Source organism: Microbacterium sp. PM5 (assembly GCF_003293595.1).
Taxonomy (GTDB): Bacteria; Actinomycetota; Actinomycetes; order Actinomycetales; family Microbacteriaceae; genus Microbacterium.
In genome coordinates this window covers 1,412,248-1,438,293 of the sequence record NZ_CP022162.1, presented here as the reverse complement: position 1 = coordinate 1,438,293, position 26,046 = coordinate 1,412,248, and the positions used below count along the sequence as shown (strand labels likewise).

Annotated in this window: 27 protein-coding genes and 1 pseudogene; 16 read left to right on the top strand and 12 right to left on the bottom strand. The window is 71.7% G+C overall.

Going from position 1 to position 26,046, the window contains the following annotated elements; translation table 11 throughout:
• Positions 1 to 22 precede the first annotated feature (22 nt).
• From CEP17_RS07100 to CEP17_RS07070, 7 genes are all read right to left on the bottom strand, one after another.
• On the bottom strand, positions 23 to 586 hold the full coding sequence (locus tag CEP17_RS07100; protein WP_112931746.1) for a hypothetical protein: 564 nt from the start codon (positions 584 to 586) through the stop codon (positions 23 to 25).
• Between the two features lie 9 nt (positions 587 to 595).
• Positions 596 to 1,105 (bottom strand): hypothetical protein, encoded by a 510-nt coding sequence (locus CEP17_RS07095; protein WP_112931745.1) that lies wholly within the window; start codon positions 1,103 to 1,105, stop codon positions 596 to 598.
• A gap of 75 nt (positions 1,106 to 1,180) precedes the next feature.
• Positions 1,181 to 1,588, bottom strand: a complete 408-nt coding sequence (locus CEP17_RS07090; protein ID WP_112932895.1) for a glucose-6-phosphate dehydrogenase — start codon at positions 1,586 to 1,588, stop codon at positions 1,181 to 1,183.
• A gap of 79 nt (positions 1,589 to 1,667) precedes the next feature.
• The gene (locus CEP17_RS07085; protein ID WP_112931744.1) at positions 1,668 to 2,021 is read right to left on the bottom strand and encodes a VOC family protein; all 354 of its coding nucleotides are present in this window, start codon (positions 2,019 to 2,021) and stop codon (positions 1,668 to 1,670) included.
• Positions 2,021 to 2,509: a GNAT family N-acetyltransferase gene (locus CEP17_RS07080; protein WP_112931743.1), complete on the bottom strand. Its 489-nt coding sequence runs from the start codon at positions 2,507 to 2,509 to the stop codon at positions 2,021 to 2,023. The genes CEP17_RS07085 and CEP17_RS07080 overlap by 1 nt, the downstream gene beginning before the upstream one ends.
• Positions 2,506 to 5,448 (bottom strand): ABC transporter ATP-binding protein, encoded by a 2,943-nt coding sequence (locus CEP17_RS15320; RefSeq protein WP_112931742.1) that lies wholly within the window; start codon positions 5,446 to 5,448, stop codon positions 2,506 to 2,508. Before CEP17_RS15320 ends, CEP17_RS07080 begins: the two co-directional genes overlap by 4 nt.
• Before the next feature lie 44 nt (positions 5,449 to 5,492).
• Complete coding sequence (locus CEP17_RS07070) at positions 5,493 to 6,044, bottom strand: hypothetical protein (protein WP_204359872.1); 552 nt, start codon at positions 6,042 to 6,044, stop codon at positions 5,493 to 5,495.
• A gap of 69 nt (positions 6,045 to 6,113) precedes the next feature.
• Here CEP17_RS07070 and CEP17_RS07065 point away from each other — a divergent pair, with 69 nt between their 5' ends.
• The 3 genes from CEP17_RS07065 to CEP17_RS07055 are packed head-to-tail and all read left to right on the top strand — an operon-like array spanning position 6,114 to position 9,247.
• Positions 6,114 to 7,025, top strand: a complete 912-nt coding sequence (locus CEP17_RS07065) for a 1,4-dihydroxy-2-naphthoyl-CoA synthase (protein WP_112931741.1) — start codon at positions 6,114 to 6,116, stop codon at positions 7,023 to 7,025.
• Between the two features lie 17 nt (positions 7,026 to 7,042).
• Positions 7,043 to 8,209 (top strand): AMP-binding protein, encoded by a 1,167-nt coding sequence (locus CEP17_RS07060; RefSeq protein WP_112931740.1) that lies wholly within the window; start codon positions 7,043 to 7,045, stop codon positions 8,207 to 8,209.
• Between the two features lie 54 nt (positions 8,210 to 8,263).
• On the top strand, positions 8,264 to 9,247 hold the full coding sequence (locus CEP17_RS07055) for a 1,4-dihydroxy-2-naphthoate polyprenyltransferase (RefSeq protein WP_112931739.1): 984 nt from the start codon (positions 8,264 to 8,266) through the stop codon (positions 9,245 to 9,247).
• Positions 9,248 to 9,277: 30 nt separating this feature from the next.
• Here CEP17_RS07055 and CEP17_RS07050 read toward each other — a convergent pair whose 3' ends face one another.
• A complete protein-coding gene (locus CEP17_RS07050; protein ID WP_112931738.1) occupies positions 9,278 to 9,556 on the bottom strand; it encodes a DUF4229 domain-containing protein in 279 nt (92 codons plus the stop codon).
• A gap of 75 nt (positions 9,557 to 9,631) precedes the next feature.
• On the opposite strand from CEP17_RS07050, the gene CEP17_RS07045 reads away from it, so the two are divergent.
• From CEP17_RS07045 to CEP17_RS07035, 3 genes are read left to right on the top strand one after another with little or no spacing between them, the layout of a single operon-like run.
• Positions 9,632 to 10,039 (top strand): PLD nuclease N-terminal domain-containing protein, encoded by a 408-nt coding sequence (locus CEP17_RS07045; protein WP_112931737.1) that lies wholly within the window; start codon positions 9,632 to 9,634, stop codon positions 10,037 to 10,039.
• Position 10,040: 1 nt separating this feature from the next.
• Entirely contained in the window at positions 10,041 to 11,846 is a 1,806-nt protein-coding gene (menD, locus tag CEP17_RS07040; RefSeq protein WP_112931736.1) for a 2-succinyl-5-enolpyruvyl-6-hydroxy-3-cyclohexene-1-carboxylic-acid synthase, read from the top strand.
• Between the two features lie 41 nt (positions 11,847 to 11,887).
• Complete coding sequence (locus CEP17_RS07035; RefSeq protein ID WP_112931735.1) at positions 11,888 to 12,751, top strand: polyphosphate kinase 2 family protein; 864 nt, start codon at positions 11,888 to 11,890, stop codon at positions 12,749 to 12,751.
• A gap of 13 nt (positions 12,752 to 12,764) precedes the next feature.
• On the opposite strand, the gene CEP17_RS07030 is transcribed toward CEP17_RS07035, so the two are convergent.
• On the bottom strand, positions 12,765 to 14,027 hold the full coding sequence (locus CEP17_RS07030; RefSeq protein ID WP_112931734.1) for a chorismate-binding protein: 1,263 nt from the start codon (positions 14,025 to 14,027) through the stop codon (positions 12,765 to 12,767).
• A 71-nt stretch (positions 14,028 to 14,098) separates the two neighbouring features.
• On the opposite strand from CEP17_RS07030, the gene CEP17_RS07025 reads away from it, so the two are divergent.
• The 6 genes from CEP17_RS07025 (at position 14,099) to CEP17_RS07000 (ending at position 20,186) form a co-directional block, all read left to right on the top strand.
• Positions 14,099 to 14,656 carry a hypothetical protein gene (locus tag CEP17_RS07025; RefSeq protein WP_112931733.1) on the top strand — a complete coding sequence of 186 codons (558 nt, stop codon included), beginning with the start codon at positions 14,099 to 14,101 and terminating at the stop codon, positions 14,654 to 14,656.
• Between the two features lie 79 nt (positions 14,657 to 14,735).
• Positions 14,736 to 15,449: a demethylmenaquinone methyltransferase gene (locus CEP17_RS07020; RefSeq protein ID WP_112931732.1), complete on the top strand. Its 714-nt coding sequence runs from the start codon at positions 14,736 to 14,738 to the stop codon at positions 15,447 to 15,449.
• A 137-nt stretch (positions 15,450 to 15,586) separates the two neighbouring features.
• On the top strand, positions 15,587 to 16,648 hold the full coding sequence (locus CEP17_RS07015) for a polyprenyl synthetase family protein (RefSeq protein WP_112931731.1): 1,062 nt from the start codon (positions 15,587 to 15,589) through the stop codon (positions 16,646 to 16,648).
• Between the two features lie 64 nt (positions 16,649 to 16,712).
• Positions 16,713 to 18,086, top strand: a complete 1,374-nt coding sequence (locus CEP17_RS07010; RefSeq protein WP_036317482.1) for an FAD-dependent oxidoreductase — start codon at positions 16,713 to 16,715, stop codon at positions 18,084 to 18,086.
• A 195-nt stretch (positions 18,087 to 18,281) separates the two neighbouring features.
• Positions 18,282 to 19,109 carry a DUF559 domain-containing protein gene (locus tag CEP17_RS07005; RefSeq protein ID WP_112931730.1) on the top strand — a complete coding sequence of 276 codons (828 nt, stop codon included), beginning with the start codon at positions 18,282 to 18,284 and terminating at the stop codon, positions 19,107 to 19,109.
• A gap of 120 nt (positions 19,110 to 19,229) precedes the next feature.
• On the top strand, positions 19,230 to 20,186 hold the full coding sequence (locus CEP17_RS07000) for an alpha/beta hydrolase (RefSeq protein WP_112931729.1): 957 nt from the start codon (positions 19,230 to 19,232) through the stop codon (positions 20,184 to 20,186).
• A gap of 10 nt (positions 20,187 to 20,196) precedes the next feature.
• Here the strand turns inward: CEP17_RS07000 and CEP17_RS06995 are convergent, their stop codons facing one another.
• The gene (locus CEP17_RS06995) at positions 20,197 to 21,624 is read right to left on the bottom strand and encodes a D-alanyl-D-alanine carboxypeptidase (protein ID WP_239498604.1); all 1,428 of its coding nucleotides are present in this window, start codon (positions 21,622 to 21,624) and stop codon (positions 20,197 to 20,199) included.
• 244 nt (positions 21,625 to 21,868) lie between these two features.
• Here CEP17_RS06995 and CEP17_RS06990 point away from each other — a divergent pair, with 244 nt between their 5' ends.
• Together CEP17_RS06990 and CEP17_RS06985 are read left to right on the top strand one after the other, a co-directional pair.
• On the top strand, positions 21,869 to 23,623 hold the full coding sequence (locus CEP17_RS06990) for an AMP-dependent synthetase/ligase (RefSeq protein WP_112931728.1): 1,755 nt from the start codon (positions 21,869 to 21,871) through the stop codon (positions 23,621 to 23,623).
• A gap of 35 nt (positions 23,624 to 23,658) precedes the next feature.
• On the top strand, positions 23,659 to 24,534 hold the full coding sequence (locus CEP17_RS06985; protein WP_112931727.1) for a DUF1295 domain-containing protein: 876 nt from the start codon (positions 23,659 to 23,661) through the stop codon (positions 24,532 to 24,534).
• A 17-nt stretch (positions 24,535 to 24,551) separates the two neighbouring features.
• Here the strand turns inward: CEP17_RS06985 and CEP17_RS06980 are convergent, their stop codons facing one another.
• Positions 24,552 to 24,941, bottom strand: a complete 390-nt coding sequence (locus CEP17_RS06980) for a L,D-transpeptidase (RefSeq protein ID WP_204359871.1) — start codon at positions 24,939 to 24,941, stop codon at positions 24,552 to 24,554.
• A gap of 31 nt (positions 24,942 to 24,972) precedes the next feature.
• Between CEP17_RS06980 and CEP17_RS15100 the strand changes: the two genes are divergently transcribed.
• Entirely contained in the window at positions 24,973 to 25,248 is a 276-nt protein-coding gene (locus CEP17_RS15100) for a hypothetical protein (RefSeq protein ID WP_162722370.1), read from the top strand.
• A gap of 32 nt (positions 25,249 to 25,280) precedes the next feature.
• On the opposite strand, the gene CEP17_RS06975 is transcribed toward CEP17_RS15100, so the two are convergent.
• Positions 25,281 to 25,766: a YajQ family cyclic di-GMP-binding protein gene (locus tag CEP17_RS06975; RefSeq protein WP_112931725.1), complete on the bottom strand. Its 486-nt coding sequence runs from the start codon at positions 25,764 to 25,766 to the stop codon at positions 25,281 to 25,283.
• A 44-nt stretch (positions 25,767 to 25,810) separates the two neighbouring features.
• Between CEP17_RS06975 and CEP17_RS06970 the strand changes: the two are divergent.
• Positions 25,811 to 26,046 (top strand): annotated as a pseudogene (locus CEP17_RS06970) (hypothetical protein); the annotation flags it as partial.

The window sequence follows — 26,046 nt, the reverse complement described above, 5'->3', positions numbered from 1 at the left end:
CGGCCGCGGCATCCGTCGGTGCTCAGATCGGCGGTAGGGCGGCGACGTGGGCCGAAACGCGGCCGAAAACCGCCTGATGAGCGGCGTACGAGGCACGCCAATCGCCCGCGATCAGCAGGCCGTGGTCGGCGTCGGCGACCTCGGTGACGGCAGCTCGTGTGCCGGCGATGAGGTCTCGGCGCCACGCGGTATCCGCGGTTCCCGCCACGACGAGATGATCCTCGGATGCCGCACCCAGCGCATCCGCGACGACGTCGTGACGCACCAGCGGTGTCAGCCAGATGCCCGGGATGCCGGCGGCGATCGCCAGGGGCGCGGCGAAAGTGCCGAGCGACTTGGCGACGACGAGATCGGGGACGCCGTCGAGCATTGCCGTCACCTCTGCCCAGGCTCTGTGGAGGAACACCGCCGGATCTTCGGCCGCGGCATCCGTCCACTCGACGGCGTAGACGTCCCACCCCTCCTCGGCGAGCAGCAATCCGCTCCATGAGAGCAGGGGCGCCTGCGCCGTGTATCCGCGCCCGGGCAGCAGGACCGCTCTCCGCGCCCCATCCATGGCCGGGGTGAGGCGGTGCAGGACGACCATGCCGCGATGCTAGCGGCTGGCGCCGGCGACGCGTTGCCGGCGCCGACGGCGAAGCAGGTCCGACGCGCCGACGGCGATCAGTGCGACGAGCGTCGCGAAGCTCAGGGCGTACAGTGGTGCGGCCCACGGCGAGTAGTCGCCGCCGTTGATCTGGAATGTGTCGGCCATCCCCATGCCGATATCGAACGATGCCCAGAAATAGCCAGGGGCGCCGAGCACGATGAGCGCGAGGTAGACGCTCACGATCGAGGCGACGGAGAGATCGCTGCGGCGGACGGTGATGATGAGCGCGGCGATCGCGAGGACGGGGCCGATAGCGAGGGTGATGTAGACGCGGAGCGGCCCCGACCACTGCTTGGCCGCCGTCATCGTGTCGTGTATCTCACCGACCGTATGCCCGGGCATCGCGGCGAGCGGGTTCACGATCAGGATGTGGATCGCCGCCCAGGCCGCGTAGACCGCCACGACCGCCGTTCCAGCGGTGGCGAGAGCCAGTTTGTTCCGTCGATTCGCATCCATGGCGTCATCCTGCCGGAGATCACGTATCGATGGCGACGCGTTGCCGGCGCCGAAGCCGGGGATGGTGGCCAGGCGTCAGCCGACGCGAGCGCCGCACATGCCACAAACTCCCGTGGCGGGAACCTGTACGAAGCAGTCGGGGCAGAGGACGGCCTCGCGCTCGGGGATGATCGGGGCGGGTGCCTTGCGCGGCGCAGCAGAACCGGCGGCAGCCCGCGTGCGGCGAGCGCGTTCGGGCGCCGCCGCGGCGGCCGGAGCCATTTTCGCGGCCGGCTTGTGATCGGCGCAGTAGAAGCGCACGAAACCGGCGGGGTTGGTCGGATGCCGGTGCTTCACCACCCACAGCGCCTCGCGCGGCCACGGCTCGCTCGTGGGACCGCAGCCGGAGCATCGCGTGGCATCGCCAGGCACGGCCTCCGCTGCGGAAACCGGCAGCTCGAAGGGGAGGGCATCGCGCCAGTCCGAGGAGTTCCTGATCTGCACGATTCGTCCTTCCGGCGGCATCCTCGGGTGGATCACGCCGTGCCCCATTCTCCCACGCCGCGTGGATGCCCGTCCCCGCCTAACCGGCCGCGACGACGCAGAAGCGGTTGCCTTCGGGGTCCTCCATGATGACGTAGTCAGCATCCGGCGGTTGCTTGTCCCAGTGCACCCGACGGGCCCCGAGCGCTTCGAGTCGGCGCACCTCGGCATCCTGATCATCCGCGTAGAGATCGAGATGAATGCGCGGCGGCAGCACGCGCGGAGCCGCGACGGCGTCGAGCGACACGTTGACGCCGGCGCCGTCGCGCGGATGCAGCAGTGCGAAGTCGTCGCCGACGGGCTCGCGCGCCGCGTAGTCGAGTGCCGCCGTCCAGAAGGCGATCTCTCGCGCCAGATCATCGACGCGGATCACCACCGACCCGACGGTGAGCATCAGTCGCGGCCTCCGTTGCGCGCCGTGGTCGTCAAAGCCTCGGCCGGGTCGCCCAGGGGTTCCAGGAGGCAGTCGTAGCGCTGCCGCGTCGGCCAGCGCGGGTCGCCGGGCGCGTCGGAGACGACGAAGCCGAGGCGACGGTAGAAGTCGACGGCGTCGTCATCGGTGCTCGCATAGAGGGGTCGCGTCGGGTCGGCGCGGCGCGCGGCATCCACGAGACGAGAGCCGAGCCCCGTTCCGCGTGCCTCGTGTGCGACGGCGATGTAGTGCAGCTCCGCGCGATCTGCGCCGTGCGCGTCGGCGCCGAACGCGGCGAAGCCGAGCACCCGGCCGTCCTCGACCGTCCCGACCACGGTCATCGTGGGTAGTTCGACGTCGCGAATGCGGATGAGGGCGTCGGTGTCGACTCCTGCGGCCTCCCAGAGCAGGGCGAGGAATGCGTCGGCGGCGATCTCGTCGGCCGTCAAAGGGCGCACCGTTGCGGTCATGATTCGACTCTAGCGAGCGCACTCCGAGGGCTCGCCCCCGTGCGGGGCGGCGATGGTGCGGCGGCCACCGGCTTGGCTCGGCGCAGCGATCGCAGCACGGCGCGACCGACGAGACAGATGCCGATGATGGTGGTGAGCGCGCGCACCGTGTCCCAACTGAGAGTCGAGGTCACGAGCGAGTAGACGAGGAAGGCGCCCATGTTCTGCGGCAGCGGCGCCCCGGGAACATACGAGATCGATGTTCCACCACCGACGGCGAACGGCCAGAACCACATGTTCATGATGAGTCCGAACGCGTACGCGGCGGCGACGCCGTATCCCACGAGCATCGCGATCTCCGCCCCGCCGCGCACCCGTCGCGGCAGGAGGCCCGCGCCGGCCGCAACCCACGCGCACGCGAACATCTGGAACGGCAGCCATGGTCCGACGCCTCCCCACAGCAACGCCGACAGCCCCACGGATGCCGCACCCAGCAGCAGCCCGAAACGGGCGCCGTACGCGCGTCCGGCGAGGATGAGAAGCACGAACAGCGCCTCCACGCCGCCGACACCGGTGCTCGCGATGCGCACGGCTGCCCCGATGGCGGCGAGCACTGCCAGCAGTGCCAGCGTCTGGGCGGAGCGGACCGTCGTGTCGAGCGCCGCGAGGGTGGCGAGCGCGGCCAGGGGCGCGAGAGCCAGCGCGATCGGCCCGACGGCAGCCTGCGCCTGTGCGGGGAGGGCGGTCGCGGCGAGCGGCCACAGGAACGCGGCGGCGGCGAGAACGTTCGCCGCGACCAGCGCGACGGTCAGCGCGGGGCGTGGCCGCCGTCCCCGGGCGGTGGTCTGCGCTCGTGTGTTCCGAACTCCTCCGATCTCGTCCGGTTCGGCGGCTGTCGCCGCCTCCGTGGGCTGCGTGCGCGCGGAGCGGAGGAGTTCGGCGCGCGGCTGATGCGTCGCGCCGCGGTCTTCACCCGGCGCGGTGGCGGGGGCCGCGGCGGCGGTGGTGGGGGCCGCGGCGGTGGTGGTGGTGCCCGCGGCGGATAGGCGACCGGCGTCCATGCCGAGCGCCACGTCGGCGCGGGAGATCACCGCGGCGTCATGGGTCGCGACGAGCACGGCGGTCCCGGCCGCCGCGATGCGCGTGACGGCAGCATCGACCATCCGCCGGGCGTCGGGGTCGAGTCCGCGCGTCGGTTCGTCGACCAGCAGCACCCGGGGGCGCGTCGCCGTCTGGATCGCGAGCGCCAGGCACCGCCGCTGACCCGCGGACAGGTCACGCGGATGCCGAGGCCCCAGCAGTCGGGCCTGCTCGTCGCGTCCGAGCAGCGCGGCGACGCGGGCAACGGTGGTCCCGACCGGCAGGTGCGCCCGCCGGTCGGCGCGGCGACATTCCGCGGCGACCGTGTCGCGCACGAAGAGCGCGTCGGCGTCGTCGGGCACCAGCCGCACGTCACGGGCGTGCTCGCCGGTCGCGAGGGCGAGCAGAAGGCTCGACTTGCCGGCTCCGTTGGGCCCGACCAACGCCATCACCTCGCCCGGGTGCAGCGTCACGGCGACATCGTCGACGGCCAGGCGCTGCCCGTAGCGGACGGTCACCCGCGTCGAGAGCGCCGGTTCGCAACTCCGGAGATCCGCTGCGGTCGCTGCCCGCGACGGCCCTTCGGTGGGGAGGGGAGGCGGAAACTCCGGAGTTGTGAACGGCGAGGGCCGGGTGGTGACGGTCGCGGGCGTCGCTGCGGATGCCGCGGTGAGATGCAGCCACACGTCCGCGACGCCGGTGAGCTCGGCGCCGCGGTGCTCGGCGACGATGACGCACATGCCGGCCTCGTGCGCCAGCGCGCCCAACAGCGTCACGATCCGGGCACGCGCGGAGCGGTCCAGGTCGGCGAGCGGCTCGTCCACGAGCAGCAGCACCGGCTGCTCGACGATGGCGGCGGCGATGGCGACGAGGGTCGCCTGGCCGGCGGAGAGCTCCCGCAGCCGCCGATCGAGCAGCGCCGCGATGCCGAGGCGGTCGGCGACGTCGCGAACACGCTCGTCGACGAGCACGCGGGCGAGCCCGCGCAGCTCCAGCGCCAGCCCGATCTCATCGCGCACGTTCGTCGTCACGAACCCGGCGCGGGGGTTCTGCAGCACCACGCCGACGAGCCGCGACAGGTCGCGCGGCGGCGTCTCGGCGCGATCGTGCCCCGCGATCGACAGGCCGCCGTCGAGCCACCCGCCGTCGAGATGGGTGTGCAGCCCGCTCAGGGCGCGCAGCAGGGTGGTCTTGCCCGAGCCGGTGGCGCCGGTGAGCACCGTCAGCGAGCCGGTGCGGATGCCGTCGCGCACCGCATCCGCCCCGACACTCGACCCGTCGATCGTGACGACGGTGTCGTCACCGAACCCGAGCGCGAGAGGTCCGTGCGCGATCGGAGAGCGGCAGTCGCCCTCGATCCCGCGACCGGCGTAGCCGCGGAGCTCCAGAGACGCGCCGACGGCGGTGGCACGCTCGATGGTCGCCTCCAGCACCGGCGCGAGGATGCGCACCCCCGAGCCGAGCCCGCGCTCTCCGCGCAGACGCTGCGCCCGGCGGGCGGCCCGCACGGCGTCGGCGAGCGACGGGAGCGCGGCCCACCCGATCGACAGCGCCCGGGCGAGCCCCTGGAACGGACCGCGTCGCGCCGCGCGCGCGAGCAGCCGAGGCAGGTCCAGCAGTGCGCTGAGCAGGCCGAACGCGACGATCGTGAGCGCGATCGGGAGTGCGCCGACGACGGCCGCCGTCAGCCCGTCGGCCGTCACCGGGCCGAACATCCGAACGTGGGCGAGCGGCGGTGCCAGGGGCCACACCGGCAGCGGCAGCAGCACCGCGCCGGTGCCGTCCACGCCGTGGAAGAGCACCCGGTACACGACCCGGACCACCACGAAGCCGACCGCCAGGGCGATGGCGGCTCGCAGGGGTCCGGGGCGGAAGCTCACGCGCCGAGAGTACGCGCGTCGGCAGCGATCAGCGGCGGTGGTGCTCACGCCGCCGGTGCAGCGGGGGCGCCGTCGAGGGTGAACAGCAACTCGACGCTCTCACCCGGCTGTGCCGTCAGCGTCGACAGGCCCTCCTGCGCATAGTCCCAGGCTCCGTCGGACGGCTTGATCCACAGCGCCCAATACGCGAACGCCGCGGGCATGGCGTCGCACTTCTCGATGTACGCGGGGTCCTGCGCCGAGCCGACCGGAGCGGATGCCGAGGGCAGCCCGTTGACGCGGCAGACGACCTGATCGCCGTACTGCTTCGTTCCGTCGATGGTCAGCCCCGCAGCGGCTGCGATGTCGGCGACGGCGACCTTCTTGGTGGTGACGTAGCACCAGGCCTGCGAGGACCCGCCCTTCAGCGCGGAGGAGTCGACGGCGAGCGTGACGCCCGCTCCCGCCGCGCAGTCGCCCGCCATGATCAGCGACGCGACGGTGTCGTCGGTCGGCGTCGGCGATGCGCTCGCATCGCCGGTCGACGCACAGGCGGACAGGCCGAGCGCGAGGGTGCCGGCGGCGAGCAGGGTCAGGATGCGGTGGGGCGACGTCACCGCTCCAGCGTAGGGGGAGCGGCAGGTACGGCCGGGCCGGATCGCGGCGCCCGCGCGTAGGCTGGGCGGGTGACCGAGTCCTTCGTCTCCGAGCTGTTCGATCCCGCGGAATGGCTGCCCGCCCCGGGTGCGGATGCCTACACCGATGTCACCGCGCACGTCTCGCGCGACGGTCGCATCGCGCGCATCGCGTTCGACCGGCCCGAGGTGCGAAACGCTTTCCGTCCGCACACGGTCGACGAGCTCTACCGCGCTCTCGACATCGCCCGTCAGGACCCGCGCATCGGCGTCGTGCTGCTCACGGGCAACGGGCCGAGCCCGAAGGACGGCGGCTGGGCGTTCTGCTCGGGCGGTGACCAGCGCATTCGCGGACGCGACGGCTACACCTACGCCGCCGATGACGCGACGGCGCCCGATCCTGCCCGTGCGGGTCGTCTGCACATCCTCGAGGTGCAGCGCCTCATCCGCTTCATGCCGAAGGTCGTCATCGCGGTGATCCCCGGGTGGGCGGCAGGCGGAGGGCACTCGCTGCACATCGTGTGCGACCTGTCGATCGCGAGCGCCGATCACGGCCGTTTCAAGCAGACGGATGCCGATGTGGGATCCTTCGACGCGGGCTACGGCTCGGCGTACATGGCTCGCCAGGTCGGCCAGAAGATCGCCCGCGAGGTCTTCTTCCTCGCCGAGGAGTACTCGGCCGCCCGTGCCTATGAGATGGGCGCGGTCAATCGCGTCGTGGCGCACGCCGAGCTCGAGCGCGAAGCGATCGCGATGGCGCGGACGATCCTCGGCAAGTCGCCGACGGCGATCCGCATGCTGAAGTTCGCGTTCAACGCGATCGATGACGGAATGGTCGGTCAGCAGGTGTTCGCGGGCGAGGCGACCCGTCTCGCGTACGGCACCGACGAAGCCGTCGAAGGCCGCGACGCGTTCTTGCAGAAGCGCGACCCGGACTGGTCTCCGTACCCGTACCACTACTGACCTTCCCGGAGACGAACGTGCGACTGGAGAGGGTCGACGCATCGGACGCCCGCGCGGTGCTGCGGGGTCTGCGTTCGGCGGTGCTCGGGGCGGGGCCGGCGATCGCGCTCGGCGGGGGAGACGAGCTGCCCCGGGACGTGCCGGCCGGAACAGCGGTGGTCGTCACGACATCCGGCTCCAGCGGCTACCCGAAGGCCGTCGCACTCAGTCGGGCAGCCCTGACGTCATCGGCCATGGCGACGGCCGCTCGTCTCGGCAGCGGCTCATGGCTGCTCGCTCTGGCTCCGGGCTACATCGCGGGTGTGCAGGTGCTGGTGCGCGCGCTGGTCGCCGGCAACGAGCCCGCCGTCCTGGCGGGTCCGTTCCGCGCCGCCTCGTTCGTCGCCGCGGCATCGTCGATGGCGTCCAGTCGCGGGGGCGAGCGGGTGCCGACCTACACGTCCCTCGTTCCTGCTCAGTTGCAGACGCTTCTCGACGACCCTGCCGGATGCCGCGCCCTCGCCGGCTTCGCCGCGGTCCTCGTGGGCGGCCAGGCGCTGCCGCCGGCGCTCGCCGCGCGCGCGGACGAGGCCGGCATCCGTGTCGTGCGCACGTACGGATCGAGTGAGACGGCCGGCGGCTGCGTGTACGACGGCATCCCGCTCGACGGCGTGGGCGTGCGCATCGTCGACGGGGAGGTGCACGTGTCGGGACCGACACTCGCGGACGGCTACCTCGGCGAGCCGGAGCGCACCGCCGCCGCGTTCGTGCGCGACGACGCGGGTGTGCGCTGGTACCGCACCGGCGACGCCGGGCGGTTCGACGGTGGGTTGACCGTCACGGGTCGCCGTGACAACGTCATCGTCTCGGGCGGGATCAATATCTCGCTCGATCGCGTCGAGCGCATCGTCCGCACCGTCCCCGGATTCGTCGATGCGGTCGTCGTGCCGGTCGCCGACGAGCGCTGGGGTGAGGCGTCGATCGTCGTGGCTGCGGGGATGACGTCGGATGCCGCGGATGCAGAGGCCGATCCCGACCTCCCGACCCTCCGCGGGCTCGTCGGTGATGAGCTCGGTGCGCCGGCTCGGCCCCGTGCCGTCCTGCGGGTGCCGCGACTGCCGATGCTCGCCAGTGGCAAGCCCGACCGGCCGGCCCTGGCGGCGCTCGCGCGCGCGTGGGCCGAGCGGATCGCTCCCGAGCGCTGAGGTCCGCGACGCCGTCACAGCGGATCCATGCCCATCCGGGCATAGGATTCTGGCGTGGCAGGCAGCACCCGGAAGAAGAAGTCGCGCGCGGCGCATCACGCGAAGCAGAAGCCGCGCGGCAATCCGCAGCGCGCGCGTGTGTCGGGCGATCCCGCGTACGTGACACGGGCCACCGCGCGCGACTGGATCGGCGCCGCGCGCCTGCGGACTCTCCCGCTCGCCGTCGCGCCCGTGGTCATCGGCACGGGGGCGGCTCGTCTCGACGGGACGTCGCTGCGCTGGGTGCTGGCCCTGTGCTGCCTGGTCGTGGCGGTGGCGATTCAGATCGGCGTCAACTACGCGAACGACTACAGCGACGGCATCCGCGGCACGGACGACCATCGGGTCGGTCCCGCCCGCCTCACCGCCTCGCGCCGGGCGAAGCCGCGCACCGTGCTCACGGTCGCCCTCGTCTTCTTCGCGATCGCCGCGGCAGCGGGCTTGGCCATCATCGTCCGCACCGGCTACTGGTGGATGGCGCTCATCGGCGCCGCCTGCCTCGTCGCGGCGTGGTTCTACACCGGCGGCAAGCGTCCCTACGGCTACGCGGGACTGGGCGAGCTGTTCGTCTTCGTGTTCTTCGGTCTCGTCGCCACGGTGGGCACCACGTTCGTGCAGATCGGCACGGTGCCGCAGGAGAGCTGGTTCGGCGGCGTCATCGCCGGCCTGCTGGCCTGCGCCGTGCTGTTGGCGAACAACCTCCGCGACATCGATCAGGACCGCCTCGCCGGCAAGCGCACCCTCACCGTGCGCATCGGTCGGCGCGCCACGCAGGTGCTGTTCACCGCGCTCGTCGTCATCGCCTTCGCCCTCGTCGCCTTCCTCGCGGTGTTCTACCCGCTGGCATGGCTGGCGATGCTCGCGCTCATCCCCGCGGCGTGCGCCGTGCTGGTCGTCTGGACGTACCGCGCACCGCGCGAGCTGGTCGTCGCGCTGGGGCTGACCTCGCTGACCTCGCTGGCCCTGTCGCTGCTGCTCTACTGGGCTTTCACCGGCTGAGCGCGCCCGCTCGAGGAGCCGCCGACGGGCTCACTCCGACGGCGTCGAGGCGACCTGGTCGGCCGCGGCATCCTCGGCGTCTTCGTCGGTGTCGCGACGGGCACGCCGGCGCGCGGCGAGACCGGCGGTCAGATCGTCGAGCGGGCGGCGCAGGAAGAGCACCGAGAGGCTGAGCCCGATGAGCGCGGCGAAGATCGCCGACAGCCAGTAGTACTCGCGCATGATCTGGAAGAGCATCATGATCGCGAACGGCACCACGAACACCAGCAGACGAAGGACGGTGTAGACGAGGGCCGAACGGACATGCATGTGTCCAGCCTACGCGCGTGGCGTCGGTGCGCCGTCCTCGGATCTCGCACGGCGCGCGCCGCCTAGGATGGAGGGGTGGTGCGCATCCTGCTGCCTCTGGCGCTGTTGCTGATCGCCTTCTGGGTGTACAGCATCGTCGACTGCGCCCTGCAGCCGCCCACTCGTCACCGCGGTGTCAGCAAGCCGCTGTGGATCGTCATCGTCGTGCTGCTTCCGGTCATCGGCGGTGTGATGTGGTTCGTGGTCGGTCGCGGCCGAACGCGGCCTCAGAACGCTTTCCGCGCACCCGACGACAACCCCGACTTCCTCGGGGGCCTGCGCAGCGTCTCGATCGCCGATCAGGACGAGCGCATCCGTCGCCTCGAAGAGGAGCTCGCCGCCCTCGATGCCGAGGGGCCCGATCCCGACCGCGGCCCGCAGTCGCATCCGCCGGTGAGCGGCGACGACGATCCGGACGAGCACCGTCGCGGCAGCGTCGCCTGACATGGATGACAGCGCTCTCGCCGGTCGTGCACCGGCGACGGATGCCGCGGCCGCCCTGCTCGGACGCCTGGCGGAACTCGGGGTCGCCCACATCGTCGTCAGCCCCGGCTCGCGCTCTCAGGCGCTTGCCCTGGTCGCCGCCGAGCTGGAGAGTCGCGGCGACGTACGCGTGCACGTGCGCATCGACGAACGCGTCGCCGGTTTCACCGCGCTCGGCATCGGCCGCGAGTCCGGCATGCCCGCCGCCGTCGTGTGCACCTCCGGCACCGCGGTCGCGAATCTGCTGCCCGCGGCTCTCGAAGCGCATCACGCCGGCGTGCCCCTGCTGCTGCTCACGGCCGACCGTCCTCCCGAGCTGCGCGGCGTCGGCGCCAACCAGACGACGCGCCAGCCCGGAATGTTCGCGCCGAACATGCGTCTGGAAGAAGACCTGCCCGTGCCCGACGCGCTCGATGCGGACGGCACCGGCGAGCAGTCGATGATGCTCCGCCGGGTCGCGGAGGACGCGGTCGCGGCCGCCCTCGGCACGGGCACGAGGCAGGCCGGACCGGTGCACCTCAACCTGCCGCTGCGTGAGCCCCTGGCTGGTGTGCTGCCGTCGTGGCTGGGCACGACCGAGCTCGACCTTCCCGCGCCCGCGCTCGGCCCCGACGTCGCCGGCGACGAGCTGAGCGCGACCGAGCCGTCGGGAGCGCTCTACCAGGGCGGCGGCGGCATCGGCGAGGCGAACCATCCCGCCGACCCGGAGGTCGATCCGCACGTGCTGGTGCGTGGCCCCCGCACCGTGGTGATCGCCGGGGCCGATGCCGGCCCCGCTGCCGAGGCGCTCGCGCACGCGGGCGGCTGGCCGCTGATCGCCGAGATCGTCAGCGGCGCCCGCTTCGGCCGCAACCTCGTCCACGGCTACCGCGGACTGCTGCGCGATGCGGAGCTGGGCGGCCGCATCGAGCGCGCCGTCGTCTTCGGTCATCCGACGCTCACCCGCGAGGTCACCGCGCTGCTGTCGCGTGACGACGTCGAGGTGCTCGCCGTGCGCGGGCCGGGAGAGCCGCTCAACCTCAACGGCACCTCGGTGTCCGTCGACGCCGTCGTGGCCGCCGTGGGCGAGATGGACCGTGAGTGGTTCGGCGCCTGGATGCGGGCGTCCCGCGCGGCATCCGTCGATCTCGCGCCGCCGGCGCCGGATGCCGCCGCGCTGTCGTCTGCGGTACCCGCCGAACGCCTCGGCGCCATCGCGTCAGAGCTCGCCGTCGCGCGCGCCCCGATCGACCGGGTGGGACTCGTCGATGCCGTGTGGCGGGCGACCTGGCCCCACGACCGGCTGTTCTTCGCCTCGTCGCGCCTCGTGCGTGTCGCGGACGGCGTGCTCGGCGGCAAGAAGGTGCCGGTCCACGCCAACCGCGGACTCGCCGGCATCGACGGCACCATCGCGACGGGCATGGGCATCGCGATCGCGAGCCAGACCGGCGCCGACGTCGGCGTGACCCGTGTGCTGACCGGCGATCTCGCCTTCCTCTACGACGTGGGGGCGCTTCTGCTGCCGGTCGGTGAGACGGCGCCGCGGCTGCAGGTCGTCGTCGGCAACGACGGCGGGGGAACGATCTTCGACGGGCTCGAGGTCGCCGAGATCGCCGGCCCCCACGCCATGCAGCGGGTGCTCTACACGCCGCAGGACGTGGATCTGGCCCCGCTGGCCGCCGCGTACGGCTGGGAGTACGTCCGCGTCGCCACGCGCGCCGAGCTCGACCAGGCGCTCACCGCCCGCGTCCTCGGGCGGCAGATCATCGAGGTCGCCCTCGCGCGCTGAACGTCCTGGCCGTATCCGGCTGCCCGCGCCATGATGTGGAGATGACCGCGAGAAGCCAGAAGAACTGGAACGCCGATCCCGCCGACCTCCTGCGCGTCGGCCCGGGGTTCCGACTCGCCGATCTCGATCCGGCATCCACTCCGGGCTACGACGGCGACAAAGACCAGGGGCAGAGCGACCTCGAGGCGGGTGCGGACGAGCTCGATGAGCTGCAGGAGCGCCTCTACGCGCAGAGCCGTGTCGAAGAGGGCGCTCCGGCGGTGCTGCTGGTGCTGCAGGCGATGGACTCCGCGGGCAAGGGCGGCATCGTCCGCCACGTGGTCGGATCGGTCGATCCGCAGGGCGTCGCGCTCGCCGCGTTCAAGAAGCCGACGCCCGAGGAGCTCGCGCACGACTTCCTGTGGCGCATCGAGAAGCGTGTGCCCGCACCCGGCTTCATCGGGGTGTTCGACCGGTCGCACTACGAGGACGTCCTCATCGGCCGGGTGCGGGCGCTCGCGCCTGCCGACGAGATCGAGCGCCGCTACGACGCCATCGTCGCCTTCGAGAAGGGGCTCGTCGATCGCGGCATCCGCATCGTCAAAGTGATGCTGCACATCTCCGCCGACGAGCAGAAGAGCCGGCTGGGGGAGCGGCTGGACCGACCCGACAAGCACTGGAAGTACAACCCCGGCGACATCGATGAGCGCCGCCTGTGGGACGACTACATGACGGCCTACCAGACGGTGTTCGCGCGCACCTCGACTCCCGAGGCGCCGTGGTTCGTCGTGCCCGCCAACCGCAAGTGGTACGCACGTCTGGCCGTCCAGGCGCTCCTGCTGGATGCGCTCGAAGACATCGATCCGCACTGGCCCGCCGCCGACTTCGACGTCGCGGCCGAGAAGAAGCGCCTCGCCGACAGCTGACCCCGGGCGCGCCCTACGCCAGGGCGTCGACGATCGGGCGGAACTTCACGCGGGTCTCGAGCATCTCGGCCTCGGGGTCGCTGCCGGCGACGATCCCGGCGCCGGCGTGCGCGCGGAACGGGATGCCGTCGGCATCCGCCGCCGCGAGATCGAACTGAGCCCCGCGCAGCGCGATCGCCCACTCGCCATCGCCGTTCGCGTCGACCCACCCGACGGGTCCGGCGTAGCGGCCGCGGTCGAACGGTTCGATGCGACGGATCGCGGCCAGAGCGGCCGCCGTCGGCGTTCCCGCGACGGCCGCCGTCGGGTGCAGCACCCCCAGCAGGTCGAGGGCGGAGGTCTCGGGGGCGGTCGTGGCCTCCACATCGGTCGCGAGGTGCCACACGTTCGGCAGCGCGAGAGTGAACGGCTGCTCCGCGGCCGCCAGCGCGCTCGCGTGCGGCGAGAGGGCGTCGACGAGACTGCGCACGGCGTACTGGTGCTCGGCGAGGTCCTTGGCGCTCGTCGCCAGGCGCAGCGCCGCCTCGCGATCGGCGTCCGGGCCGGCGCCCCGAGCGACCGTGCCGGCGAGCACCCGCGCGGTCACCTGGCCCCCCGAGACGGTGACGAGCGTCTCGGGGCTCGCGCCGATGAGCCCGTGCACGGCGTAGACCCACGTGTCGGGGTACGACGAGGCGAGCGAGCGCGCGAGTCGCCGGAGGTCGGCGCCGGCCGGAACCGTGCCGGCCAGCTCCCGAGCGAGCACGACTTTGCTGACCTCTCCGGCGGCGATCGCGGCAAGTCCCGCACGGACCGCATCCTGATAGCCCTCCGGAGTCAGCGCGCCAGGTCCCACCGCGGCCGACCAGTGCGGGCCGTAGCCGATCGCGCGGGGCTCGTCGGGCTCGGGGGCGCCGTCGTCGGGCAGCACCCAGCTCACCCAGGTGCGGCCCTCGCGCGTGCCGATCGTCATCCGCGGCACCGTCAGCACTGCGGTCGCGGCCGACTGCACGTCGAACGGCAACGCGCCGAAGGCGATCAGGCCGCTGCCGGAAACGCCGACGTGGTCGTCCACCGTCGCCGCCGCCGCAACCGCGCGCCAGCGGTCGGCGAGGGTCGCGGCATCCGCCGCCGGCACCTCCATGCGCAGCGCCGAGCCGACGCCCACGAGCCACGATCCCCGTCGCGCCCACACCAGGGGGTCGGCCGGATCGGCGTATTCGAGCAGGTCGTCGATCGCGGCGATCTCCCGGCTCACGATGCGCAGGCGGGGTGGCAGGAGCGGCGCGGAACTCACCCGATCAGCCTAATCCGCCGGGCGCACGCCGCAGCCGGGCGCCGGAGGTCAGGGCGGGTTAGGCTCCCGCCATGACCGATCGACCCGCGCCCGGCACCCCGCTCGTCTTCCGCTGGCGCAAGTGGGACGGCGGACCGCACTGGGAGCACGAGTGCGTGTATCTCGGCAGCGACGTCCACGGCGACTGGGTCGGTCAGCGCGACGGCTGGCGCAGTGCCCGACCGGGCGTCGACACGGTCAGCGACGGCGACAACGTCACCCTGATCCCGCCGAGCGGCGAATACGCCGCCACCCTCAACGCGACCCACCCGCGCATCGCGATCTACATCGATGTGGCGTGGGATCTGCGATGGGATGCCGCGGCGGACCCCGCCGGCATCCCGAGCCCCACGGGCATCGACATGGACCTCGACGTCGTGCGTGCCCGCGACGGCCGTGGCATCTGGATCGACGACCGCGACGAGTGGGACGAGCATCGCGTGCGGTACGGCTACCCGAGGGAGATCGTCGAGCGCCTCGAGACCGTGGCGGTCGAGCTCGAAGCCGAGGTCCGTGCCGAGCGGGCGCCCTACGACCAGGCGACGGCGGCGCACTGGCTCGCCGTGCTCGCGGCGCTGCCTCATCGCTGAGCGCTGCCGCGCCGCCGCGCTGCCGCGCCGCCGCGCTGCCGCGCTGCCGCGCCGCCGCGAGCGCGCCTAGGATCGAAGGGTGAGTGAACACCGCGCCGACCTGGGCAAGGATCCGTCCCGCGTGAGCGGCATGTTCGACGAGGTCGCCGCCGGTTACGACCGCACGAACACCGTGTTGAGCCTCGGCAACGATCGGCTGTGGCGCATCGCCACGACGCGTGCCATCGCTCCGCGGCCCGGTCAGCGCATCCTCGACCTCGCCGCCGGAACAGGCGCGAGCTCGGTCGCCCTGGCGCGCAGTGGCGCAGAGGTGGTGGCCGGCGACTTCTCGCCGGGCATGATCGCCGAGGGCCGCCGTCGTCACGGACATGTGCCCAACGTCACCTTCGTCGAGGCCGATGCGATGGCGCTGCCGTTCGCCGACGGCGAGTTCGACGTGGTCACCATCTCGTTCGGCCTGCGCAACGTCAACGATCCGAAGAAGGCGCTCACCGAGATGCTGCGGGTCACCGCGCCCGGCGGCATGCTGCTGGTGTGCGAGTTCTCGCACCCGCAGAACCCCGCGTTCGCGAGCCTCTACCGGTTCTACAACGACCGGATCCTGCCGACGGTGGCGCGCAGCGTGAGCTCGAACGCCGACGCGTACGACTACCTCAACGAGTCGATCAAGGACTGGCCCGACCAGGTGACGCTCTCGTCGTGGATCCGCGACGCCGGCTGGACCCGCGTCGCCCACCGCGACCTCACCTTCGGCATCGTCGCGCTGCACCGCGCGGTCAAGCCGCTCGTCTGAGCCCCGTTTCGACTCGCTGCCCTCGCTCACCGAGCGGGCGAGACAGCGACTCCCGGTCGTTGAGCGAGGGCGCGCAGCGCCCGAGTCGAAACGGCCTCCGCGACCGCGGGTGCGACGGCCGCGGGTAGGCTGGGAGGGTGACTGCGAGCTCCTCCGCTGCCGGTGCGCGATTGACGGCCAACCTCGGCCTGACCGAGCGTGTGCTCGCTGGTCCCCGGATGCGCAAGCTGCTCGCCGTCGTCGAGGACGGCCTCGACCGCGTCGAGGACACCCTCGCCCGCGAGCTGCGGGTCAGTGACGCGCTTGCCGACGCCACGACGCGCTATCTCTACGAGGCCGGCGGCAAGCGGGTGCGTCCCATGCTCACGCTCCTGACCGCGCAGCTGGGCGAAGGCACCACCGAGCACGTCATCACCGGTGCCACGGCCCTGGAGATGACGCACCTGGGTTCGCTCTATCACGACGACGTCATGGACGGCGCGGACGTGCGTCGCGGGGTCCCCAGCGCCCACGCCGTGTGGGGCAACAACGTCGCCATCCTCACCGGCGACCTCATGTTCTCGCGCGCCAGCCAGCTGATGGCCCAGATCGGCGAACGCGCGATCCGTCTGCAGGCCGACACGTTCGAGCGTCTCGTCCTCGGGCAGATGCACGAGACGGTGGGCGCTCAGGCCGGCGAGGACCCCGTCGACTTCTACCTGCAGGTGCTGGCCGACAAGACCGGATCGCTGATCGCGGCATCCGCTCAGGCCGGCATCCTCTTCTCGGACGCGCCCTCCGAGTACCGTCAGCCCGCGCTGGAGTACGGCGAGAAGGTCGGCGTGGCCTTCCAGCTGCTCGATGACGTCATCGACCTCTCCGACGACCCCACCGAGACCGGCAAGGTCCCCGGCACCGACCTGCGCGCCGGCGTGCCGACCATGCCCTATCTGCTTCTCGCCCGGGCCGCCGACCCGGCCTCGCGCGCGCTGAAGGCCACGATCGACGACGGCGTGGCGCGCATCGCCGACGGAGCCGATCCTGCGATCCTCGACGAGGCGATGCAGCAGCTGCGTGCACACGCCGTGACCGCCGAGACCCGCGCCAAGGCGTACGAGTGGGCGGATGCCGCGATCGCGGCGATCGATCCGCTTCCGGCCGGTCCCGTGCGCGATGCGCTGGTCAAACTCGCCCACGTCATCGTCGACCGCTCGAGCTGATCGCGTCTCGACCCGGGCCTGCCGGCCCTCGCCCCACGACCGGATGAACACGAAGGACACACCCATGACCAAGCTGAGGCTGGCCATCGTCGGCGCGGGCCCCGCCGGCATCTACGCGGCGGACATCCTGTTGAAGGCCGAGCGCAAGTTCGACGTCTCGATCGATCTGTTCGATCACCTTCCCGCCCCCTACGGACTCGTGCGCTACGGCGTCGCCCCCGACCACCCCCGCATCAAGGGGATCATCACCGCCCTTCGCGACGTGCTCGATCGCGGTGACATCCGCATCTTCGGCAACGTCCGCTTCGGTCAGGACCTCACCCTCGACGACCTGAAGCAGCACTACAACGCCGTCATCTTCGCCACCGGTGCGATCAAGGATGCCGACCTCGACATCCCCGGCATCGATGCGGCCGGCTCGTTCGGCGCGGCCGACTTCGTCAGCTGGTACGACGGCCACCCGGACTTCCCGCGCGAGTGGCCGCTGGATGCGGCATCCGTCGCCGTGATCGGAAACGGCAACGTCGCGCTCGACGTCGCGCGTGTGCTCGCCAAGCACGCCGAAGACCTCCTCGTCACCGAGATCCCCGCGAATGTGCAGGCCGGGCTGGAGGCTTCGCAGGTGACCGACGTGCACGTGTTCGGTCGCCGCGGTCCCGCCCAGGTCAAGTTCACGCCGCTGGAGCTGCGAGAGCTCGGCGAGCTGCGCGACGTCGACATGGTCGTCTACGACGAGGACTTCGACTACGACGAGGCGTCGCGCGCCGCGGTCGCCAGCAACAAGCAGGTGATGGTCATCGATCGGGTGCTGCAGTCGTGGCGTCAGCGGCCGGGCGTCAACAACGCCGGAGGCGAGGCGTCGCGCCGGCTGCACCTGCACTTCTGGGCCAAGCCCGTCGAGGTGAAGACCGACGACAGCGGCCGCGTCGCCGCTCTCGTGTACGAGCGCACCCGTCCGGACGGTCAGGGCGGCGTCATCGGCACCGGCGAGCTGCGCGAGGTGCCGATCCAGCAGCTGTACCGCGCCGTCGGCTATTTCGGATCGCCGCTGCCGGGCGTGCCGTTCGACAAGAAGCACGGCGTGATCCCCAATCACGAGGGTCAGGTGCTGCACAAGGACTCCAACGAGCGCGTGCCCGGCGTCTACGCGACCGGCTGGATCAAGCGCGGCCCGGTCGGACTCATCGGGCACACGAAGTCGGACGCGATGGAGACGATCAGCCACCTCATCAACGACCAGGCGTCGTGGTGGCAGCCCGCCGACCCGTCGCCGGAGGCGATCCCCGCCCTGCTGGCCGAGCGCGGCGTCGCCTGGACGGACCTCGACGGGTGGCATCGTCTCGACGAGCACGAGGTCGCTCTCGGCGCCCCGCACGAGCGTGCGCGCATCAAGGTCGTCGACCGCGACGAGATGGTCCGGGTCTCGCGCGGCGAGTAAGCCGTCGGTTCGGGAGGAGATGTCGCGTCGGGAGGTCGCTGTCGCGGCATCCGTCCTCCCGAACGGAAATCTCCTCTGCTGGCGCGCACGGGTGGGCCTGCTTCGACTCCTCCCCAGCGGGGAGAGGCGACAGGTTGTGCACGGATGCCGCGGCGCGCGGGGTCGCCGGCTGTGGCTCGGGTCACGATGTCGCATATGGATGCCGCGACGTGGGCCCGTGCATGCGGAGGCGTGGTCCGCAGCGATCGGATCGATCGAGCCGGATACGGCCGCGGTGCGCTCGACCGCGCGGTGGCGCGGCGGGAGCTGGTGCGCGTGGCTCGCGGCTGGCTGGCCGTACCGGATGCCGACCCGCACCTGATCGCGGCGGCACGGTCGGGCGTGGTGATCTCGTGCGTGACGCAGGCGCGCCGGCGCGGCTGGTGGGTGCACGACGACGACGCGCGCGTTCACGTCGCCGCTCACGCTCACGCCGGGAGGGCGCCGACGGCCACCGCGGTCGTGCACTGGGCGCGGCCGGTGGTGCCGCGGCATCCGGATGCACTGGTCGATGCTCCCGAGAACGTGCTCGCTGCGGTCGCCGCGTGCCAACCGTTCGAGGTCGCGTTGGCGGTGTGGGAGTCGGCTCTGCGGAAGGAAGAGGTCAGCGCCCCGGCGCTGGCACGGCTTCGCCTTCCGGCCTGTGCGCGCCGTGTGCTCGCGGCGGCGGAGGTCTGGTCCGACTCGGGATTGGAGACGATCGTCGTGCCCCGGTTGCGGTGGATGCGTCTGCCGCTGCGGCGCCAGATCTGGATCGCCGGCCACCGCGTCGACCTGCTCATCGGCGAGCGGCTCGTCCTGCAGATCGACGGCGGCCACCATGTCGGAGCGCAGCGCGATGCCGACAACGCGCACGATGCCGCCCTTATGCTGCTCGGGTATCACGTGATCCGCGTCGGCTATCGACAGGTGATCCATCAGTGGGAGCACGTGCAGGACGTGCTCATGCGTGCGGTCGCCCAGGGACTCCACCTCGCGCGCTGAACCGCCCGGGAGGAGATGTCGCGTCGGGAGGTCGCTGCCGCGGCATCCGTCCTCCCGAACGGAAATCTCCTCCGCTATCCCCGTCGCCCCGCACAGAGGGGCCGCGGATAGGCTGGCGAGATGGTGGGCGAGTGGGTCGCAGACATCCTCGGGCCGGGCTTCGAACAGCTCACGCTCGAGCTCGGCGCGGACGCCGATCCCGCCACCCTCGTGCGCTCCCTCCCGCGGATGCCGTGGCTGCGACCGTTGAACGGTGTGGACGTGCTGTACGTGCACGGGTGGTCGGACTACTTCTTCCAGACGGAGCTGGCGCGCTTCTGGACGGGCCTCGGTGCCCGGTTCTACGCCCTGGACCTGCACGGATACGGCCGGAGCCTGCGCCCGGGGCAGATCCCGGGATACGTCACGACGCTCGACGACTACGATCCCGACATCGCCGCCGCCCTCGCCGCGATGGGCACGCACGATCGCGGCCGGCGGCTCGTGCTGCTGGGGCACTCGACGGGAGGACTCACCCTGAGCCTCTGGGCGGCACGGCATCGCGGCGCGGCCTCCGCCGTCGTGCTCAACAGTCCGTGGCTGGAGCTGCAGACGGGTGCGATCGGGCGTCAGGCCATCGCCCCGATCATCGCGATGCGGGCACGCTTCGACCCTCTCGGCGCGCACCCGGTCGTCGATCTCGGCTTCTACACGCGCGCGCAGCGCGAACTGGGGACCCTGCCCGACAGTCCCGAAGGCTGGCGTCCCGAGCGGGGCTTTCCCACCCATCCGGGCTGGCTCGCCGCCGTGATGCGGGGTCACGCCACGGTCGCCGGCGGCCTGACGATCGACGCCCCGGTGCTCACCCTGCTCTCCGCCGCATCGACGACGCCGCTGCAGTGGGCGCCGGAGATGACCTCCACCGACAGCGTGCTGGTGGTCGCCGACATCGCCCGTGCGGCGACGCGGATCGGCTCTCTCGTGACGGTCGCGCACATCGACGGCGCGATCCACGACGTGTTCCTGTCGGCGCCGGAGCCGAGGGATGCCGCGTACGGCGTACTGCGCCGCTGGCTCGTCTCGGGCGCGCTGGGCTGATCCGCGCCGCTCAGCCGCCGGCGGTGGGAGTCGGAGACGGGCTCACGCTCAGGCTCGGCGACGGCGACGGCGACGGCGCCGGGCCGCCGAGCAGCGAGGGATGGGTCAGCTTCCACCAGTCGTCGGGAGGGGCGATCGTTCCGCGCACGGCCACCGCGACGCTGGCACTGCGGCCGCCGGAGGTCCACGTCGCGATGCCGATCTGCTGGCCGTCCTGGCCGGTCGGCGCAATCGTCAGCGTGATCGATGCGGTGATCGGCGTATCGGACCACGTGAGCAGGCTCTCGTCGCGCGACAGCACCAACTGCGCCTCCCCGCCCCAGGGGCTCGTCACCGTGCCGACCGGTGTTCCCGCTTTCGCGACCGGCACCAGGTGCACGCCGGCGGCGACGCTGCGCAGCGCGGTGGTGACATCGGCATCCACCTGCTCCCGCGACTGCCCATCGAGCGAGACGCCGACGATCTTCAGCGGTTCGCCCAGTCCGGGGTTGCTCGTCGCGGTGTAGAGCAGTGCGAACGTCCCGGCGCCGAGGTTGCCCGTCTTCAGGCCGGTCACACCGTCGCTGCCGAGCAGATCGTTGGTGTTGTCCACCTCTCCGACCGTCGGGACGGTGGCCGACGACATCGACGTGATCCGGGCGAGAGCGGGGTTGGCCGCGGCGAGCTGTCCGATGGCGAGCAGATCACTCGGTGTGCTCGTGTTGCGCTCATCGATGCCGGTGGGCTCGACGATCGTCGTTCCGTTCAGCTGGTGAGCCTGGAGCCACGTGCGCGTCGCGGAGACGTAGCCCGAACGGGAGCCGAAGGCCCACATCGCCACCGCGTCGGCATAGTTGCTCGCCGACGGCAACAGCATGGTGGTCAGGGCGTCGCGCAGCGACATGGAGCTGCCGGTCGGCATGGCGGCCACGGTCGCGCCGAGCACGTAGTACTGGTCGTACAGGTCGTGGTCGGCCTTGTCGAACGTGATCGTCGGACCGGGGTCGTCGGCGCTCTGCAGCGGATGAGCGTCGAGCACGACGAGCGCGGTGATCAGCTTGCTGATGCTCGCGATCGGTCGGGGCTGGTCGTCACCGCTCACCGCGTGCAGTCCCGCCGCCCCCAGATCGCCCGCGGCGCCGACCACCGAGATCGCGGCGGCCCGTCCGGAGGGCATCGCCAGCGCTGCTGGGGCGCCCGGCGTCACGGTCGGAACGCGTGTCGTCGTCTCGAGCGCCGGCAACGGCGCCGACAGAGCCCACGCCGTGTAGCCGCCGGCGCCGGCGACGATCGCGAGCACGACACCTGCGGCGATCAGCCAGCCGCGGCGGCGGCGGCGCCGACGTCGGCGCAGGCGCTCGGCATCCTCGGCGGACAACGACACGTGCGACGCACCGCTGGGGGCCGAGCCCATCAGGTCGGCGAAGTCGTCGAGCCCGTCGTCGTGCGGCATGGTCATCGGCCTCCCCGTGCGGTGACGGCGCACGCCGGGAGCCGCGGCATGACAGCGGAGGAGCTCACTCTGCGAGCGTATCCGGTCGCGCACGCGGCGAGAGCCTCCATACCGTGTCGGCGGGCGCTTCGGCAACCCATCCGGGCGTCGGGCGCGAGCATGGCAGGATTTCGGAGCGGACACCCGATCCGATCGGGCCACGGCTCCGAACAAGAGGCAGCTACGCCCATCCCGAAGGAGAGCTCCGTCCGTGAGAGAAGTCTCGACTGCGCCGCTTGCCGACCTGTCGGCGTACCGCAATGTCACCGACCTGCTGAGGCGTCGGGTCGACGAGGCTCCCGACCATGTCGCCTTCGACGTGCGCGAAGGAGAACGGTGGCGGCCGGTGACCACAGCGGCCTTTGCCGCCGAGGTGCGCGCGGTCGCCAAGGGGCTGCTGGCCGACGGCCTGCAACCCGGCGACGCCGTGGCGATCATGGCCCCGACGCGCTACGAGTGGGCCGTCGCCGACCTGGCCGTCTGGTTCGCGGGAGGCGTCGTCGTGCCCGTGTACGACTCCTCCGCGCCGAGCCAGGTCGCGGCGATCGTCGCCGACGCCGGAGTGCGCGTCGCTTTCTTCGGTGACGAGCGCTCCCGGTCCGCGTTGGCGGCGGCCGGGGTACCGACCGTCCTGTCCCTGACGCGTGGCCTGGCCGACCTCGCCGCTCGCGGCGGCCTCGTCGACGACGCCGCGCTCGAGCGTGCCCGCACGGATGCCGGCCCCACCTCGCCCGCGACGATCGTCTACACCTCGGGCACGAGCGGCACGCCCAAGGGCGTCGTCCTCAGCCACGAGAACTTCCTCGGGCAGGTGCTCAACATCGCCGCCGCGTACTCCGACATCGTGCGGGCGGACGGCAGCACGGTGATCTTCCTTCCCCTGGCGCACGTGCTGGCCCGGGGGCTGCAGCTGATCTGTCTCGCCAGCGGCATGCGCATCGCTCACCTCTCAGAACCGTCGGAAGTCGTCGCCTCGCTCGCGGAGCTGCGCCCGACCTTCCTCGTGGTCGTGCCCCGCATCCTCGAGAAGATCGCCGCGGCGGCCGGGGCGAAGGCCGCCGACAAGCACCTCGGGCGGGTCTGGGATGCCGCGGTTCGCACCGCCACGGAGCTCGCGCGGCGTGAGGAGCAGATCGACGACGGCGAGCGGCCCGCGTCGTCGTGGAGTCTGGGGGTGCGTCGCCGCGTGTTCGACGCCCTCTTCTACCGTCGCATCCGCGGCCTCATGGGCGGGCGCATCGGCTACGTGCTCTCGGGCGGCGCGACGCTGCCGTCGCGGCTGTCGTTGCTGTTCCGCGGCATGGGTGTTCCGGTGATCGAGGGGTACGGGCTGACCGAGACGACCGCGCCGCTGACCGGCAACCTTCCCGGTCGCATCCGCTCGGGCACCGTCGGGGTGCCGCTTCCCGGCTCGACCGTGCGCATCGCCGACGACGGCGAGGTGCTCGCGAAGGGCGTCGGTGTGTTCGCCGGCTATCGCAACGCGGACGACGACCGTGACGCCTTCGTCGACGGCTTCTTCCGCACGGGCGACCTCGGCCGGCTCGACGAGCGCGGCCGTCTCGTGCTGGAGGGGCGCGTCAAGGACGTCGTCACGACGTCGGGTGGCAAGACCGTCGCCCCCGCGCGGTGGGAAGCGGCGATCGAAGAGCACCCCGTCATCTCCTCGGCGGTGACCGTGGGGGAGGGGCGGCCGTATCTGACCGCACTCATCGTGCTCGACCAGGATGCGGTCACCGCCGCACGCGGCAGCGCCGTGGCGCTGGATGACCCCGACCTCCGCGCAGAGGTGCAGCGGGCCGTCGACGAAGCCAACGCGCTGGTCTCGCGCAGCGAGCAGGTGCGACGGTTCGCGCTCGTCTTCGCGGATGCCGAGGATCGCGAGGTCGTGACGCCGACGCTGAAGATCCGGCGTCGTCAGCTGCTCGATCGCGAGTCGGGCACCATCGACGCCCTCTACCTCTGACCCGCCCTACTACGCCCCTCAACCGGAGAACTCCCATGTCACAGCGCCCGGGCGCCATCCTCGTCACCATCCTCGTCGCGCTCGGCATCGGCGCAGCACTCGCGGTCGCCGGCGGAAGCGCCGGCGCATCGTGGGGCAGCATCCCGCTGTTCGCGCTCGCGGTCGTCGTGGCATTCGCGATCCAGGTCGTCGCCTACATTCCGGCGGCGCTGCTGCGTACCGAGAAGTTCTTCGATCTCACGGGAGGCCTGACGTTCGCACTGGTCGCGATCGTCTTGCTCGCGGCCGTCGCGCCGGCCTCGGTGCGGGCGTGGGTGCTGGCCGTCATGATCGTCGTGTGGGGAGTGCGGCTGTCCGTGTTCCTGTACGTGCGGGTGCACGCGCAGGGCGCGGACGGCCGCTTCGATGACATCAAGATCAACCCATTGGCGTTCCTGCGGGTCTGGATCATCCAGGGTCTGTGGGTCGCCGTCACGTCGTCGGCCGCGTGGGTCGGCATCACCGCTACCACCGCGGGTGGGCTCGACGTATGGATCGTCATCGGTGCCGTGGTGTGGCTCGTGGGCCTGGTCATCGAGGTCGTCGCCGACGGGCAGAAGGCGGCGTTCCGCAAGGATGCCGCCAACAAAGGGCGCTTCATCGATTCGGGCGTCTGGGCGTGGTCGCGGCATCCGAACTACTTCGGCGAGATCCTCGTCTGGGTCGGCGTCGCGATCGTCGCGCTGCCGGCGGCCGTGGGCTGGCAGTGGGTCACCGTGATCTCGCCGCTGTTCGTGATCCTTCTGCTGACGCGGGTGAGCGGCATCCCGATGCTGGAGAAGCGCGCCGACGCGCGCTGGGGTGACGAGCCGGCGTACCAGGAGTACAAGAAGCGCACCCCGGTGCTGGTGCCCGGTCTCGGTCGCGGCTGAGCGGCTGGCGCCGCGGGTCAGCGCACCGTGACGCGCGTGCCGACCTCGACATCCTTGTAGAGGTGCGCGATCGCGTCGGTGGGCATGTGGACGCAGCCGTGCGAGCCGTTCTGCAGGTAGCCGTCGGTGCCGAAGGGGAAGGTCTGCCACGAGGCGTCGTGGAAGCCGACGTCGCCGTCGTCGAAGGGCATCCAGTACGCGACGTGGTCGTCCCACGAGCCGTGGCGGTCGTGGCCGACCAGCTCGGTGTCGCGGGTCATGCGACTGATCGCGAACGTTCCGGTCGGCGTCGCGTAGTCCGGGTCGAAACCGGAGGCGCCGGTGGTCACCGCCGAGTCCATCAGCAGATTCTCGCCCGAGCACTCCCAGAGGTGCTGCGCCGCGATGCTGACGTACACGTGCAGCACGCCGTCACGCGCTGCCTCGCGGCCGGGCCCCGTGCAGTTCGCATCCGGTGAGGGCGTCGTATGGAACGTCCACACGGCTGGCGTGGGCGTCGGCGCCGGAGTGGGTGTCGGTGTCGGTGTCGACGAGGGCGTCGCGGTCGGGGTGGCTGCCGCGGTCGGGGTGGATGCCGCGGGCGCCGCGGATGCTGCGGGTGTGCTGCAGCCCGCAAGGCACAACAAGGCGGCTGCGGCGGCGGCCGTCGCAGCGGCGACGAGGGGCGGCCGACGATGGGGCGCGATCATCCCCGGAATCTATGCGAAGCGGTGATGAATCCGGTGAGTGCCGCCCGCTCGCGTGCCTTACCGGTAGTTGACGAACTGGAGGTCGACGTCGAGGTCGGCGGCCTTGAGCATGCGCTGAACCTCCTGCAGGTCGTCGCGCGACTTCGACTGCACGCGCAGCTCGTCCCCCTGGATCTGCGCCTTGACCGACTTGGGGCCTTCGTCGCGGATGAGCTTGGTGATCTTCTTCGCGTTCTCGGAGGAGATCCCCTCTTTGAGCGTCGACGTGATGCGGTACTCCTTGCCCGAGGGCTGCGGCTCACCCGACTCGAGCGACTTCAGCGAGATGCCGCGCTTGATCAGCTTCGACTGGAACACGTCGAGCACCGCCTTCGCCCGCTCTTCGCTGTTGGCCTTGATGAGGATCGCCTCGCCGCTCCAGTCGATCGACGCGTCCGTCCCCTTGAAGTCGTAGCGCTGCTCGACCTCCTTGCGGGCCTGGTTGAGCGCGTTGTCCGCTTCCTGGCGGTCGATCTTGGAGACGATGTCGAAAGAGCTATCCATACTTCAGTGGTAGCACACCGCACGGCCAGACCTGGAGGAGAGAGATGAATATCAAGAGAGTCGCCGCCGTTGCGGGCTCGGTCGTCGTTGTCGCTGCGATCGTCGGCGGCGTGTACGCGGCCACCAGCGCCGTGCAGCGCCCCGCGGAGGAGGCGCCCACGATCGCCCCGATCATGCAGACCAGCACACCGTCGCCCACGCTCACCCCTTCGGCGACGCCGACACCCCCGCCGGTGGAGCAGGCGGTCGCGCCCGTGCCGGAACCGCCGGCCGAGGAGGC